The following is a 16,357-nucleotide window of genomic DNA, read 5'->3' as shown; positions in this document are numbered from 1 at the left end:
TTCTGAAGAATTATTTTAACTTATTTAGATACATATTTACCACGTTGTCCAAGCCAAGATAAAGTGCTTCTGAAATTAAGGCGTGACCAATAGAAACCTCTAATAATCCCGGAATATTTTGTTTAAAAAACTGAATATTATCAAGACTTAAATCATGTCCTGCATTAATACCCAAACTTAATTCATTTGCTAATTCTGCAGCTTTTACATAAGGATCGATTCCGTTTTTATTTCCCAAATCATATTGATGCGCAAAAGCTTCTGTGTATAATTCGATTCTGTCTGTTCCGGTTTTTTTTGCTGCTTCTATGATTTCCAAAACCGGATCAACAAAAATTGAAGTTCGAATCCCGTTTCTTTGAAATTCCTGAATAACCTCGGTTAAATACGCCTGATTTTTTATAGTATCCCATCCGGCAGACGAGGTAATGGCACCAATTGCATCGGGAACCAATGTTACCTGATCCGGTTTGCATTCCAATACCAAATCAATAAAATTATGTTGTGGATTTCCTTCAATATTATATTCTGTTGTAACAATTGCTTTTAAATCCCGAGCATCCTGATAACGAATATGGCGCTCATCCGGACGTGGATGTATGGTGATTCCCTGACCACCAAAATTCTGAATATCTGTGGCAACTTTTAATAAATCAGGTACATTGCCTCCACGTGCATTTCTCAGAGTAGCAATTTTATTAATATTTACACTTAACTTTGTCATATAAATAGATTATTAATTCTAGTAACATTATATTTGTAAAGACAAAAATACAAAGTAAAACGTAGCGTTTTTTGCTATTTTTTGATTATTTTGCATCAAATATCTTCAAACCACTTATGACAGAAATTACCAACTATATCACAAACGATTTTAGAGCAATCGACAGTCAGGAAACGATAGCATCAGTTCAGGATTTTTTTGCTGAATTAAGTTTTTCTCATTTCCCGGTTTTAGAAAACGGAACCTTTATAGGAAGCATTGCTTCTGATGATATTGAAACTTTTGATCTTGATAAGAAAATTATTGACTACAAATATACATTAGAGCGATTTTTCGCCAGAAAATCAATGATTTGGCTGGATGTTTTAGAGATTTTCGCCAAAAACCATACTAATGTTATTCCGGTACTTGATGAAAACAATTCTTATATTGGATATTATGAAATGGAAGATATCATGAAATTTTTTCAGGAGACCCCATTTTTAAAAGAACAAGGAGGGATCATTATTGTTCAAAAAGGCCTTTTAGATTATTCTATGGCTCAGGTAACGCAAATTGTAGAAAGCAATAATGGTAAAATCCTGGGTTGCTTTATATCCGAAGCCGATTTAGAAAATGTTCACATTACAATAAAAATTGGCGTTGGACCAATGAACGAAATCATTCAGACTTTTAGAAGATACAATTACGAAATTATTTCAGAACATCAGGAAGACACCTATATTAACAGTTTAAAAGAGCGTTCTGACTATTTAGACAAATACCTTAATATATAATCCTTAATACGGCAATCAGAAAATGAGTCAATAGATTTTCGCATTAGCACATTATCTAGTTTTCTCATTATGTAATTCAAAAAAATGAAAGTAGCAATTTACGGACAATATTATCAAAACAGTACCGAACCCATTATCAAGGATATTTTTGTGTTTTTTAACAACAATAATGTCGAAATGGTCATTGAAGAAAACTTTCTTAACATGCTTTATGAGAAACAATTAATAAAAAAAGAATACAAAACTTTCTCTGCAAAAACAAAACTTGATAACAGCTTCGAAATGCTGCTCAGCATTGGTGGCGATGGAACTATTTTAAGAGCAGCGAGTCTGGCTCGTAATTCAGGAGTACCAATTTTAGGAATCAATGCCGGAAGATTAGGTTTTTTGGCTACGGTGCCAAAAGAGAGTATTGATAGCTTCTTACAGTTTGTAATTGATAAAAATTACACCATCTCTGAAAGAACCTTATTAAGCCTTACCTGCGATCCTAAAAATGATGCTATCGAAGATGATTTAAATTTCGCCATGAACGAAGTCACTGTTAGCCGAAAAGATACGACTTCGATGATTACAGTCGAAACCTATTTAAATAACGAATATTTAAACTCTTATTGGGCAGACGGACTTATTCTTTCAACACCAACGGGATCAACAGGTTACTCACTCAGTTGCGGCGGACCAATATTAACTCCTGATGTAAAAAGTCTGGTAATTACACCAATAGCACCACATAATTTAAACGCAAGACCATTAGTCATTCCTGATGATACCGAAATTAAACTTCGTGTTTCCGGAAGAGAAGACCAATATTTAGTTTCTCTGGATTCCAGAATTGCATCCATTAAAAATGAATCTGTTTTAACCATTAAAAAAACAGATTTTAAAATTAAAATGGTTGAAATTCCGGGAGAAACTTTCTTAAAAACACTCAGGAAAAAATTACTATGGGGAGAAGATAAAAGAAATTAAAGTCTTTTGCGAATTCCGACTATACGATATGAGTACTTTTTTTCGTTTTGCACATATCTAATGTTCATTAAATGTCTCAAAATCATAAGGTAAATCTAAAAAAAGACACATTTAACTAAAGGAACGTTGATTAGTAGTGATAATTATTATATTTGCACGCAATTTTTAATTAAATGAAGAAAATTTTTAATTTATTGTTATGTTTTTTCCCCTTTATTACGCTGAATGCTCAAATTAATGAGATTGGTGTTTTTTTAGGCGGAAGCAACTTCGTAGGAGACGTTGGAAGAACCACTTATATTGCTCCTGAAAATTTTGCTTTTGGGATATTATACAAATGGAACAAAAGTCCACGCCATTCTTATCGCTTTTCTTATACCCAATCAACGGTAACTGGTAATGATTCAAAATCAGAAGAATCAAGTCGAAACAAAAGAGGTTTCAACTTTAAAAATAACGTAAAAGAACTTTCTGCCGGGTTAGAATTCAATTTCTTCGACTTTAATTTACATGACTTAGACACCAAAATTACACCTTATATATTTTCAGGTATCAATTATTTTAGATATGATGAATTATATATAGAAAATGGAATAACTGAAAAAGACAAAGCATCCGGTTCTTTTGCTATACCTATAATATTAGGAATAAAATCAAACATTAGCCGTCATTTTGTTTTAGCAGCTGAAATTGGAGCACGATATACTCTTACAGACAACATAGATGGAAGCAATCCTGAAAATGATTCCTTTACTAATAATCGTTTTGGTAATTTAAATAATAATGACTGGTATGTTTTTACGGGAGTAACATTGACATATACCTTTGGACAAAAACCTTGCTATTGCGCAGAATAAAATGAATTTATTAGAATCCATAGATAAAACAAACTTACCCCAACATCTTGCCATTATTATGGACGGAAATGGTCGTTGGGCAAAACAACAAGGCTTTCTTCGTGCTTTTGGTCATGAAAATGGCACCAAATCAGTCAAAGAAACCATTAAAACATGTGCTAAACTTGGTATTGGGTTTCTAACTTTATATGCTTTTTCTACAGAAAACTGGAATCGCCCAAAATTAGAAGTACAAACATTGATGAAAATACTTGTAAATTCATTAAGAAAAGAGCTTACTACTTTACAAGAAAACAATATCAAACTTAATGCTATTGGAAATCTTGATAAGTTACCAAAATCTGCTCAAAAAGAATTATTGGATGTCATCGATAAAACAAAAAACAACACCCGTTTAACACTAACTTTAGCCTTAAGTTACGGATCAAGAGAAGAATTAGTAAATGCCGTAAGAATCATCAGTGATAAAGTTAAAAATAATATAATTTCATTAGACACTATTGACGATTCAATTATAAATGAGCATCTTTACACGCAAAATTTACCTGACGTAGATTTATTAATACGAACAAGTGGAGAACACAGAATAAGTAATTTTCTGCTATGGCAAATTGCCTATGCAGAATTATATTTTACTGAGGTACTCTGGCCAGACTTTAAAGAACAACATTTATATGAGGCTATCATTAGTTATCAAAAAAGAGAACGTAGATTTGGAAAAACCAGTGAACAAATTAAATAATATTTTAGTGTTAAAAAAAAGAATACAAATAGTACTTACCCTGTTTATTTTGGGTAGTTTTTCTCAAATTAAAGCACAAGAAAGAATTCCTTTTGATCAGGGAAAAAAATACATTCTTGCAAAAGTCTCTGTTGTTGGTAAAATAAGCTTCAATGAACAAACCGTTGTAACATTTTCAGGTCTGCAAAAAGGTCAGGAAATCACTGTTCCTGGTGAAGAAATTAGTGGTGCAATCAAAAAATTAGGAAAACTTGGTCTTTTTGATGAAATAACTTTTTACGTAAATAAGGTAGAAAATGACAGTATCTATTTAGACTTAAATATAGTTGAGCTTCCGAAATTAAATGAAGTAAAATTTGTTGGTATTAAAAAGAGTAAAGTCGAAGGATTAATAAAAGATAACAATCTGACAAAGAGCAAGATTGTAAATGAAAATTTAATCACTACTACAAAAAATTACATCGAAAACAAATACAAAAAAGAAGGATTTTATAGAACAAAAGTTACTATTACAACTACTCCTGACACTACTGCAGGCAACAATGTTAATATGCTCGTTCGTGTAGACAAAGGAGATAAGGTTAAGATTAGCAGTATAGACTTCATAGGCAACAAACAATTCACAGACAGTAAGTTGAGAAGCGCTATGAAAGATACCAAACAAAGAAATATCCTTCGTGTACTGAAAGCTTCAAAATTTATTCCTGAAAAATACAAGACTGACTTAGAAAAAGTTATTGCAACCTATAAAGAAAAAGGATATCGTGATGCACGTATTATATATGACTCTGTCACCTATAATAAAGAAAAGAACATGCTTGCCATTAAAATTAATTTAGAAGAAGGAAACAAATATTACTTCGGAAATATTAAATTTTTAGGAAATACCGTTTATTCTGATCAACAACTTAATCGTTATTTAGGAATCAAAAAAGGAGAAACATACAACGGAGTTTTATTAGAAAAAAGAATCGCAGATAAGACTAAACCAGATGGTGAGGACATTACTAACTTATACCAAAACAATGGATATTTGTTTTCAAATATTAATGCTGTTGAGGTAAAAACTGCTAATGACACCATTGATTTTGAAATTAGGATTACAGAAGGACCAATTGCTTATTTCAACAAAATATCAGTCGTTGGAAACGATAAAACAAACGATCGTGTTATTTATCGTGAACTAAGAACAAAACCTGGTGAAAAATATAGTAAAGAACTATTAGTAAGAACCATTCGTGAAATAGGACAATTAGGATTTTTTGATCCTGAAGCAATTGATCCTAAATTTAAAAATGTAGATGCCGCATCAGGAACAGTAGATATCGAATACAATTTGGTTGAAAAAGGTTCTAGCCAAGTAGAGTTACAAGGTGGTTATGGTGGTGGAGGTTTCATAGGAACCTTAGGATTATCTTTTAATAACTTTTCGGCAAGAAACCTGTTTAATAAGGAAGCTTACAAACCTTTGCCTATGGGAGATGGCCAAAAAGTATCCCTTCGTTTACAAGGAAGTACCTATTTCCAAACTTATAGTGTATCATTTTCAGAACCTTGGTTTGGAGGAAAAAAACCAGTACAATTTAGTTCATCTATTTCATATAGTAAACAATTTAATTACAGCTATGGTCGTAATGTAGATAAAAGCCAAAGCTTTAACATCCTGACTTTACAGCTTGGACTTGCTAAAAGGCTGAGTGTACCAGATGATTATTTCGTATTATCTCAATCTGTAAGTTACCAACATTATGATTTGAATAATTATTTCACAGGACTTTTTACTTTTGGTAATGGAACTTCAAGAAATTTAGCCTATACAATTGGTCTTACGAGAAGTAATAAAGGAGTGAATCCTATATTTCCGACATATGGTTCAGAATTTAGCGTTTCAGCAAAAATAACACCTCCTTATTCATTGTTTAATGGTATAGATTATTCATCATTAGGAGAAAAAGAAGAATATAAACGAAAAACTACTGCCGATCAAACAGATGCTACTGGCCAAGTTACAATTCCTAAAAACAGTTATTTAGATTCTGCTGGAAATGTAGTAAGTACTCCAGAGGAAGCAGCAGCTGATCCTGCAAAAGTAGATCAGGAAAAATACAACTGGCTTGAATATTATAAAATTAAATTTAAAGCAGATTGGTATAATAAAGTATATGGAAAATTAGTTTTAAGAACATTAACTGAATTTGGTTTCATGGGAGCCTATAATGCAGATAGAGGTGTTGTACCTTTTGAACGTTTTTATTTAGGTGGAGACGGTATGGCTAACTATTCTATGGATGGCAGGGAAACAGTTGGATTAAGAGGATATGAGAACAACTCTTTGACTCCAATTATTACTGACAAAACAGATTCCAGATATGGACAGCAAGTAGGAGCAACCATTTATAACAAATTCTCAATGGAATTACGTTATCCTATTACATTAAAACCATCAGCATCTATTTATGCTTTAACGTTTTTAGAAGCAGGTGCATCATATGATGGATTTAAAAATTATAACCCATTTGATTTGTATCGTTCAGCCGGTTTTGGACTACGTGTATTTATGCCAGCATTTGGATTATTGGGTATTGATTTTGGTTATGGTTTTGATGCTCAGCCAGGTGAAACCAAAGCTCATGGTCAGGAAATTCACTTTATTATTGGACAACAATTTTAAAAAGATGATATTTGGTTAAAATTTAGACAAAAACCTATCGTATGAGAAAACAATTTTTATTTATATTTTTAGCTTTGATTGCAGCAAACACAAATGAGGCACAAACAAGATCGACTAGAATTGGCTATATCGATATGGAATATATTTTAGAAAATGTTTCAGATTACAAAGAATCTAAATCTCAATTAGAGTTAAAAGCGACTAAATGGAAGCAGGAAATCGAAATTAAAAAATTAGAAATAAACAAATTAAAAGAAAACCTTAAAACCGAAAAAGCATTACTTACAAAAGAACTTATTGAGGAAAGGGAAACCGAAATTAAATTTCTTGAAAATGAAATGCTGGAATACCAACAAAAGCAATTTGGAGTTGACGGAAATTTAATGCGTCAAAAAGCAGCTTTGGCAAAACCAATCCAAGATCAGGTCTTTACCGCAGTTCAGGATATTGCAGAAGCAAAAAATTACGATTTTATTTTTGACAAATCATCTGATTTGACTATGCTTTTTTCAGCAAAAAGATTTGATATAAGTGACCAGGTCATACGTATTTTAAATAGAACAGAAAAGAGAGAACAACTCACCAAAAAGCAATTAAAAGAACAAGAAGCCAAAGAAAATATTGAAAATGCTATTGACGAAAATCCGGCAATGGCTGATAGACAGAAGGCTTTAGACGCAAGAAAAGCAGCAAGGGAAAAATTAGTTCAGGATAGAAAATTAGAACAAGAAGCTAAAAGAAAAGAATACGAAGATAAAAGAAATGCTATAGCAGCTGAAAAGGCAGCCAAAAAAAATGGCACGGTTTCTGAAACTACTAATACAACAGGAACAGCAAAAACTGACACAACTGCTAAACCTGCAACAACAACTCCAACTGAACCGACAACAACTACTGAGCCTGCAGTTAATAAGGCCGAAGAAAGACAGAAACTTTACGAACAGCGTAAAAAAGAGTTAGAAGAAAAAAAGAAGAAAATTTTAGAAGAAAGAGAAGCGGCTAAAAAAGCTAAAGAAGCCGAGACACAAAAAACAAATACGACCAATAATTAATTAATATTTTAAAATGATGAAACAAATCAAAACTTTACTAATTGCTGCAGTGCTTATTTTGACTGCAAACAATACAATGAATGCGCAGGCTAAAACGGCTCATGTTGATGTTAGCGAGATTATGTCGAAAATGCCAGCTATGCTTGATGCTCAAACTCAATTACAAAAATTAAGTGGAACATACGATGCTGAATACAAAAAAATGATTGAAGAGTATCAGACAAAAATCAAAAAGTATGAACAAGAAGCTGCTACTGCTACTGAAGCAGTAAATGCTGAACGCTCTAAAGAAGTTCAGGATATGCAAAAGAGAATTGGTGATTACAGAGACAATGCTCAAAAAGAATTGCAACAAAAAGAAACTGATATCGTAAAACCTTTAATGGAAAAAGTAAGAGCTTCAATCCAAAAAGTTGGAAAAGCTAAAGGTTTCCAATACGTATTAGACGGTTCAACACTTTTATTGGCAGATGGTCCAAACATTACTGCTGATGTTAAAAAAGATTTAGGATTCTAAGAAACAAATTTGTTATTACAAAAATGGCTCAACTTAAGTTGAGCCATTTTTGTTTTTATAATTTTATTTTACGCCTCCATTAATCGTAAAACCATCCATATTTGACCTTATACGATCAAAACTGAAAATCCTTTACCAAATTAGATAAATTGTTTCTGTTAGACAAAAAAGTGCCTGCTCTTAGTCTGCAAAAATTGGAATTTTTTATTTTTTAAAATCTGGTTTTGAAATTGAAAAATATGAACCTAAAAAAGACTCACATTCGATTAATTTTCTAATTTATTTAACTTAAAATCCAATAAAAAGTACGAATTTAGATTCTCAAAAAATATTACTTTATTTTATGACGAACAATAATCCTATAGGCGTTTTTGATTCCGGAATTGGAGGAACTTCAATATGGAGCGCTATTCACGAATTACTTCCGAACGAAAAAACCATATATTTAGCAGATAGTAAAAATGCTCCTTATGGTCAAAAAACCAAAGAAGAAATTGTTGCTTTAAGTAGAAAAAACGTAGATTTTTTAATTGAGAACAACTGTAAATTAATTGTTGTAGCCTGCAATACAGCTACTACAAATGCCATTCAGGAACTTCGTGCGGAATATGACATCCCTTTTATAGGAATTGAACCTGCCATAAAACCTGCTGCACATAATTCTAAAACACAGGTTATAGGCATTTTAGCCACTAAAGGAACCCTGAATAGTGAGTTGTTTAACAAGACTGCTGAAATGTTTCATGACACAAAAATCATAGAGCAAGTTGGTTATGGATTGGTTCAGCTTATCGAAGACGGCAATCTGAATTCTCCGGAAATGACCCGGTTATTAGAGACTTATTTACAGCCTATGATTGAAGCCAATATTGATTATTTGGTTTTAGGATGCAGTCATTATCCATATTTAATTTCACAAATTAAAAAAATTCTTCCCGAACACATTCAAATCATAGATTCAGGGGAAGCAGTAGCCAGGCAGACCAAAAATATTTTGCGTGAAAAAGTAGGTTTTTCTAATGCTGAAAAAAGTGAACCTGTGTTTTATATCAATTCAGGTCCGGCTGTTTTAAAATCAATTTTAAATAATAAATACAACGTGATCCAAAAGGATTTTTAAGCTAATTATTCTATTTTTCGTTTAACGAACCAAATTCCGTCTAATGATAAATTAAGCGATAATTTATGATAATTTTCCTTTATCAACCCATCGCCAATCTTGCCTTTTTGTCCGTATGAATACGAAATATTAAGAGCTGAAAAAGTATTGTCGACAGGTAAAGTAACTCCAATAGAAATTGCAGCATTATTGACTCTTTTCCCATCAACTTCGAGATAACCTGTGTCAAAATTCACCCCAGTTCCATATTGAACTCTATCCCAATAACTTCTAATATCTTTATTTTTTCTAAAACTAAACCCCAAGGCAAAGCGATCTTGGTTTACAAAATCACCATATAATTCTGATTGGTTTGTATCGCTCCAAAGACTTTTTTCGTAATCAAGAGTCATAATTAAATTGTTCTTGAATCGTTTGCTGATTCCAAAACCAATTTCTAAAGGCATATAATAATCATCGGCATCAGAAGCTACATCAGATTCTATAACGCTTTCATTTGAATTGCTTATATTTTCTACAGTCTGAACTTTAGATGCTTTTATTTGACTTGGCACTTTAAAAGTCGAAGCAATAGTAAAAGTAGAGTCAATTTTATATTGAGCTCCTAAAGTTGCACGTAAACCGCTATAATCTGTTTTTTTATTGATTGTTGTTAATGAATTTGAAATTAGATAACTTCTTTCATCTGTAGTATTTCCAAAAAGCACAGTTCCCGTCACTCCCATTGCTAATTTTTTACTTAAACGATAACCGTATGAAAAATCAAAATTATTTAATCCACCAGATCCCTCTGCGTTCAAAGTATAATATTCCGAAGTATTTGAAATAGGCAATTTTAAATCTGAAATTTTGAATGAAGCACTCGAATATGGGCGCAAAGCAATACTAAAAGCAGATTTTTTAGTTATCGGGAATGCAAAAGCAATATGCGAAAACTGAAAATTATTACGCTTTTCTGTTTTAGAACTACTCTGAAAGGTTGTTCCAATCGCTTTTCCTCCAATTTCAAACATAAAATGATTGAGTGGCACATAACCTAATGAAGCGGGATTGAGGTTGTTAATAAAAGTATCTGATGGAAGTGCAATTCCGGAAGAGCCAATTGAAGGAATTGAACCATAATCTGCTTCATATATACTTCCTAAACCATATAATGAATAAGGAGAACTGGAAATACTTTGCGAAAATGAGGTTACATACATTAAAATGAAGCAACTTAAAAAGGCGATTTTATTTTTCATTTAATAAGAGAGGTAATAAATTTTCAATTGAATTTTATTATTCACATGCTTTTGATCACCTAATACAAGCCTGTTTACGCCTTTATTAATATTTGGCAAAACAAAAACCAGCGATGATCTGGAATCTGATTGTTTAAGCATTTCTTTCTGCAAAAAATTCCCAAGTGATAATGAGTATTGTACATTTTCATTAAACTCATCACTTTCCTTGTTTAGCGTAGCGTATAGCGCGGTACCTGAGGAGCTATTTAAAGTACTGCTAATCCTGTTTAATTTATCTGCAACATATACCCGCAATGAATCAGCCAAAGGATACTTTTCAGAATACGTATTATTAACTGGTTTTACAATCAATTGGGCATCAACAATTGCACCTTTATCTGATATGTACTTAAGCTGTTTTATGTTTGGAAAATCAATTCGGCAAGCCAAACCGGTTCCAGACTGAATATAACTTTGATTATTGGTCAGCAAACTGGACAACTTACTGTTTGAAGCTGGCAAATTCTGAATTAAAGTACCGGTTTTATCCAGCGAAATGGCATTGAATTGTTTAGTAGGATCCAAAAAAGTAAAATCTTTAATATACGACGTTTCGGTATCGCTTAAACTTTTAGAATAATAAAGCCGTACTTTGCTGGTTAAAGCAAATCCAATTACACTTGAAGAATTTTCAGTTGACGGAACAAGTACGAACCCTTTCAAATATTCTGTAAAACTGTCAAAATCTGTAATCTCTCTTTGCTTAAATTTTTGAAAAAGTGCCTGTCCAAAAGCAACATCCATTTTAATATTGATCGAATCTTTTTCCAGTGGTCTGGGCTTATAGGAAATGGTTCCTAAACTCTCCGGACTATAATTTAAAGATGAATTATTATAAAAAGAATCATCGTCCGTATTCGGTTTCACTTTCTGAATTAATCGATGAATATTAAATGTTTGTACTTTGGTTGTATCTCCATAATAATAATTATCATATTTTAAAATCATGGAAATAGAATCGAAAACATAATTTGTTGCTTCTGTATCAGATGAACTACTGGCTAAACTATACGAATCTGAAGCCAATTGAAAATAACTGTTTGATTTTACCTTACCAAAAAGAGGATCATCATAGTTTCCAACCAAAATTTTGCTTTGATTAGACGTAATAAGAGAATCGAAATTTATGGTCGCCATTTCGACCGTTACAGTATCGATTAAAATTACCTTGTTGTTTACTGCCAGATAATCAGATCCAACTACGAATTCCCCTGCATCTGTATCTGTACCACATGAAACTATTGCGAAGCCAAAAAACAACATCAATATAAACTTATACATAATCCAATTTTTTGAACAAATATAAAAGGCACATTTCTGGAGAACACTATAACATATACAATTCAGCATTTTTAGCCTATAGATAGTACAAAATCATCTACAACTGGTTTTAAAAGATCAATACCCTATTGAGCCTTAAAAATTGCCATTTCGTCTACCAAAAACAACCATACATATATCTTCTTTTTTTTAAGACAGGCTGCCCATTACTTTTGGACTAATTAAAGAAGTAATGAAAATAAAGGTTTTAGTTTGGTTGGTGTTTTTAGTTTGTACTTTAAGTATTAAGGCACAACAAAATCTTTGTGTCGATTTTAATTTAAAGAATGAACCAACAGAAGAAATTACTTTTAATGAAGTAAATAGCGTTATATCTGTTTCCAAAAAATTAAACGATAAAAATGAAATTACAAATAAACTGGAATACACAAATCTTACAATTAAATACGACGCCAGGGCTTATGAATCTTTTGAAAATCTGAATCAGTTTAATCGAATTCAAAACGAATTTAAAATTTCACATAAAGTTTCTGATGCTACCAAATTAAATTTAGTCATTACACCAACAATTAATTTTCAACAAAATTTGGGTATTTCAGATGCAAGTGTTTTAGGAAGTTTTCAATTGAATCAACAATTAAATTCAAAAATAGCTTTAAACATTGGTTTTGAGAGATCAACAGTTTTCGGTTCACCCAAATTCATACCTACAATATCATTTTCTGGAAAAATAAACAATCAAAGCAGCTTAATAATAGGCTTTCCGGATTCTAAACTTACTTATTCTAATAATGAACGAAACCAATTTAGTTTGAGTAATAGCTATAATGGTAGTTTTTACAATCTGGATGAATCTGTTGGTTTATACACTACGGCAGCAAAAATAAGCACTTCCCAAATGACAACTGCACTAGAATATGAAAGGAATATGGATAAAAACTGGTTCATAAATTTTAAAGCTGGTTATGACTTCGACAAAAAATATAATCTTTTGGACGAAAACAATCATAAATTATATGATTTTAATACCGGCAACGGTTACATTTTAAGCATTGGGATCAAATACAAACAATAAATAAATTTAAACACTATGAATAATTTAAAAAAAGGAATATTATTCGCGGCACTATTTTCAAGTCTGTTTTTTATAGGCTGCAGTAATGATGACGAAGATGATGAATTAGTAGGAAACTGGATTAAAAAATCATCATTTGATGGGCCGGCTCGATCTAGTGCAACCAGTTTTATTATTGGAGATTATGCTTATATTGCTACTGGGTATACTGGAGACGAATATTTAAAAGATTTATGGGCCTACAACTCAAATGGAGATTATTGGGAACAAAAAGCTGATTTTACCGGAATTGGAAGAAGTTCTGCTTCTAGTTTTACATTAAACGAAAAAGGATACGTTGGTCTTGGGTATGATGGAACAAACAAACTGAAAGATTTTTATCAATACGATCCAAGCAGCAATTCATGGACACAAAAAACTGATTTTACAGGATCGGCACGTTATGGAGCAGTGGGTTTTCAGGTGGGTGGAAAAGCTTATTTTGGAACAGGTTATGATGGAAATTATTTAAAAGATTTTTATCAATATGATGATTCTGCTAATACGTGGACACTTGTTAGCGGTTTTAGCGGAAATAAAAGACGTAATGCAACAGTGTTTGTTATAAATGACAAAGCCTATTTAGGAACTGGTGTAAATAACAGTGTTAATCAGGTAGATTTTTGGGAGTTTAACCCCGCAACTGATGTTTGGACCAGACTTCGAGATATTGATCAGGATGATGATGATGATTACAGCTGGAATAATGACTATGCTATAACCCGATCAAATGCATCCAGTTTCAGCTTAAACGGATTAGGATACGTTGTAGGAGGTGAAGGTATTAAAACTGTATGGGAATATAATCCTTCTACTGACTTATGGGAAGAAAGAACTGCACTCGAAGGAGCTGCCAGAACTGATGCCGTAGGTTTTGCAATTAACAATAGAGGTTTTTTAATGTTAGGAAGAATTGGCTCAACGTATTTCGATGATGCCTGGGAATTCAAACCGTTAGAAGAACAAAATGACGATGATAATTAATGCCCCAAATTTAAAATTCTTCCGGAGAATATTCCGGAAGAATTTGCTTTTTATTCTATTTTCCCTGCAGTTGACAGCTTGTACAGAAAAAGAAACTTTGCACGTTGAATCTATAAAAACCGCATCCGGCTGGGGATATACAATTTCGCATAAAGATAAAATTCTAATCAAGCAAACCATTATTCCGGTTATTAGCGAGGTCAAAAGTTTTAGTTCAGAGGAAGATGCTTTAAAAGTGGCTGATTTAGTAGTAAAAAAGCTCAATCAAAATACATCACCATCGGTAACCAAAAATGATTTAATTTTATTAAAAATAAAAATGTAAATGAATATCGGTGCCCTTAAAAATACAAATTCAAATAAAATTTTATTCCATGTTACGATATGGACTTTCTTTATATTGACATCACTGATTCAATTTTATGAAAGCCCATTTAGAATCAACAATGATTTCTATGTACAATGGGGAACGGGAATTATTTTGTTTTATCTGAACTATTTTTATCTGGTGCCTGTTTTACTTTTAGAAAAAAAATACTGGCTCTTTTTTGTCTTTGTAATTGTATTAATTGTATTCTTTATGTTTATACGAATCAATTATTTTTTTCCTGAGTTTAATCATTTGCGGCCTCAAAAGATGATGTTCCCCAGAATGATGCCCGATGAAGCCAAAATGTTTGTTCGGGACGGTAGGATTCGTTCGCATAAGCAACCTCTTTTTTTTAAAATAGGCCCATCCTTTTTTTATCTTCTAATTACAGCCATTAGTACAATTATTAGAACCTTAACGGAATTTTATCAAAACCAACAAAACAAATTAATAGCCGAAACACATAGAACAAACACTGAATTGAATTATTTACGAAAACAAACTAATCCACATTTTCTCTTTAACTCTCTTAACAGTATCTATTCTTTGGCTCACAAAAAATCTGATTTGGTCCCTGATGCCATCGTGACATTATCTGAATTAATGCGCTATATGCTGTATGAAACAGATAATAAAACGGTGGCTTTAGAAAAAGAAATAAATTATATTCAGAATTATATTGAATTACAAAAATTGAGGCTCAACAATATTGAAGCCATAGTTATAAACGTTCATGGCGATACTAAAAATAAATTCATTGAACCTTTGTTATTAATTTCATTTATTGAAAATGCCTTTAAATACGGAACAGATTATAAAGGAGCTGCTCATGTAAAGATCAAAATTTTTATTCTAGAGAATAATCTAGATTTCTGGGTTGAAAACACTATCGAAAGCTATGAAAAAGATCCTGAAAATTCAGGCATCGGATTAGTAAATATCAAAAGCAGATTAGATTTGTTATATCCTAACGCACACGAATTGACGATAAAAGAAGATAAGCAATATTATCATGTACATCTACATTTAAAACTAGATAAAATTCAAACTGACATTCATTAAAATCAATACCAAACAAAGCTAGTTAATTTAATATTTTAACTAAATTTTAAATTGTAAATCTTTCATTTAAAGCTACTTTTGACTTGACCAATTTATTAAAATTTAAATCGAAACAGATGAGATGTGTAATTATTGATGACGAACCTTTAGCAGTCGATTTGTTAAAAGATTTTGTTAGCAAAGTTGAATCATTAGAATTAATCACCACTTTCAACAATGCCATTGATGCCGTGTCTTTTATTAATCAAAATAATGTCGATTTAATTTTTCTCGATATTCAGATGCCTCATTTCTCAGGGATTGAATTTTTAAATACCATTGAAAAAAAACCTTTAGTTATTTTTACAACGGCTTATTCTGATTATGCTGTTGAAGGTTTTAACCTTGGTGCAGTTGATTACCTGGTAAAACCAATTCCGTTTCATCGTTTTTTAAAATCTGTAGTTAGGGCACAACAAATTTTAATTCCACCAACAGTTCAGGCTATTTCGGAAAGTACAACAGTCCCTGAATTAGAGCAGGATTTTATGTTCGTGAGAGCCGAATATGAAAATGTAAAAATGAATTTTTCGGATATATTATTTATCGAAGGATTGAAAGATTATGTCAAAATCTACACTACAGATAACAAATTCACTCTGACACTCATCAGCTTGATAAAATTAGAAAATCTACTGTTCAGCAAAGGTTTTTCAAGAATTCACAGGTCATACATCATCAACATCAAGCATGTAAAATCAATACAAAAAAATAAGGTTTTGATTAGCGACAAACGCATTCCGATTAGTGAAAGCTATAAAAATGCTTTTTTCGAAAGAATCAATTTATAAAT

General features: G+C 31.8%; 16 protein-coding genes. 13 read left to right on the top strand and 3 right to left on the bottom strand.

Annotated features, from left to right (window positions below; genetic code table 11):
• Positions 1-10 precede the first annotated feature (10 nt).
• On the bottom strand, positions 11-724 hold the full coding sequence (locus BXU10_RS10570; RefSeq protein ID WP_078227296.1) for a pyridoxine 5'-phosphate synthase: 714 nt from the start codon (positions 722-724) through the stop codon (positions 11-13).
• A gap of 116 nt (positions 725-840) precedes the next feature.
• On the opposite strand from BXU10_RS10570, the gene BXU10_RS10565 reads away from it, so the two are divergent.
• The 8 genes from BXU10_RS10565 to murI all read left to right on the top strand — a co-directional run bounded on the left by BXU10_RS10565 (position 841) and on the right by murI (position 9,431).
• On the top strand, positions 841-1,500 hold the full coding sequence (locus BXU10_RS10565) for a CBS domain-containing protein (protein WP_078227295.1): 660 nt from the start codon (positions 841-843) through the stop codon (positions 1,498-1,500).
• Positions 1,501-1,584: 84 nt separating this feature from the next.
• Positions 1,585-2,472 carry an NAD kinase gene (locus tag BXU10_RS10560; protein ID WP_031454470.1) on the top strand — a complete coding sequence of 296 codons (888 nt, stop codon included), beginning with the start codon at positions 1,585-1,587 and terminating at the stop codon, positions 2,470-2,472.
• A gap of 173 nt (positions 2,473-2,645) precedes the next feature.
• Complete coding sequence (locus BXU10_RS10555) at positions 2,646-3,329, top strand: DUF6089 family protein (RefSeq protein WP_078227294.1); 684 nt, start codon at positions 2,646-2,648, stop codon at positions 3,327-3,329.
• Position 3,330: 1 nt separating this feature from the next.
• A complete protein-coding gene (locus tag BXU10_RS10550) occupies positions 3,331-4,071 on the top strand; it encodes an isoprenyl transferase (protein ID WP_078227293.1) in 741 nt (246 codons plus the stop codon).
• A complete protein-coding gene (locus BXU10_RS10545; protein ID WP_078227292.1) occupies positions 4,004-6,742 on the top strand; it encodes an outer membrane protein assembly factor in 2,739 nt (912 codons plus the stop codon). The genes BXU10_RS10550 and BXU10_RS10545 overlap by 68 nt, the downstream gene beginning before the upstream one ends.
• Before the next feature lie 41 nt (positions 6,743-6,783).
• Positions 6,784-7,794, top strand: coding sequence for an OmpH family outer membrane protein (locus BXU10_RS10540; protein WP_078227291.1), 1,011 nt, complete (start codon positions 6,784-6,786; stop codon positions 7,792-7,794).
• A gap of 13 nt (positions 7,795-7,807) precedes the next feature.
• Positions 7,808-8,311, top strand: coding sequence for an OmpH family outer membrane protein (locus tag BXU10_RS10535; protein ID WP_180908367.1), 504 nt, complete (start codon positions 7,808-7,810; stop codon positions 8,309-8,311).
• Positions 8,312-8,654: 343 nt separating this feature from the next.
• Positions 8,655-9,431 carry a glutamate racemase gene (murI, locus tag BXU10_RS10530; protein ID WP_031454464.1) on the top strand — a complete coding sequence of 259 codons (777 nt, stop codon included), beginning with the start codon at positions 8,655-8,657 and terminating at the stop codon, positions 9,429-9,431.
• 5 nt (positions 9,432-9,436) lie between these two features.
• On the opposite strand, the gene BXU10_RS10525 is transcribed toward murI, so the two are convergent.
• Both BXU10_RS10525 and BXU10_RS10520 read right to left on the bottom strand, forming a co-directional pair.
• A complete protein-coding gene (locus BXU10_RS10525; protein ID WP_078227289.1) occupies positions 9,437-10,672 on the bottom strand; it encodes an aromatic hydrocarbon degradation protein in 1,236 nt (411 codons plus the stop codon).
• A complete protein-coding gene (locus BXU10_RS10520; RefSeq protein ID WP_031454462.1) occupies positions 10,673-11,995 on the bottom strand; it encodes a DUF4270 family protein in 1,323 nt (440 codons plus the stop codon). It lies immediately after the preceding gene.
• 232 nt (positions 11,996-12,227) lie between these two features.
• Here BXU10_RS10520 and BXU10_RS10515 point away from each other — a divergent pair, with 232 nt between their 5' ends.
• From BXU10_RS10515 to BXU10_RS10495, 5 genes are all read left to right on the top strand, one after another.
• Positions 12,228-13,070: a DUF6268 family outer membrane beta-barrel protein gene (locus BXU10_RS10515; RefSeq protein ID WP_078227287.1), complete on the top strand. Its 843-nt coding sequence runs from the start codon at positions 12,228-12,230 to the stop codon at positions 13,068-13,070.
• A 15-nt stretch (positions 13,071-13,085) separates the two neighbouring features.
• A complete protein-coding gene (locus tag BXU10_RS10510; RefSeq protein ID WP_031454460.1) occupies positions 13,086-14,093 on the top strand; it encodes a kelch repeat-containing protein in 1,008 nt (335 codons plus the stop codon).
• A gap of 70 nt (positions 14,094-14,163) precedes the next feature.
• Entirely contained in the window at positions 14,164-14,418 is a 255-nt protein-coding gene (locus BXU10_RS10505) for a DUF4907 domain-containing protein (RefSeq protein ID WP_223255418.1), read from the top strand.
• Entirely contained in the window at positions 14,419-15,525 is a 1,107-nt protein-coding gene (locus tag BXU10_RS10500; protein ID WP_078227285.1) for a sensor histidine kinase, read from the top strand.
• A gap of 116 nt (positions 15,526-15,641) precedes the next feature.
• Positions 15,642-16,355 (top strand): LytTR family DNA-binding domain-containing protein, encoded by a 714-nt coding sequence (locus tag BXU10_RS10495; RefSeq protein ID WP_078227284.1) that lies wholly within the window; start codon positions 15,642-15,644, stop codon positions 16,353-16,355.
• Positions 16,356-16,357: the final 2 nt, after the last annotated feature.

This window comes from Flavobacterium sp. LM4 (genome assembly GCF_002017935.1).
GTDB lineage: Bacteria > Bacteroidota > Bacteroidia > Flavobacteriales > Flavobacteriaceae > Flavobacterium > Flavobacterium chungangense.
This window is presented reverse-complemented; position numbering and strand designations above follow the sequence as displayed.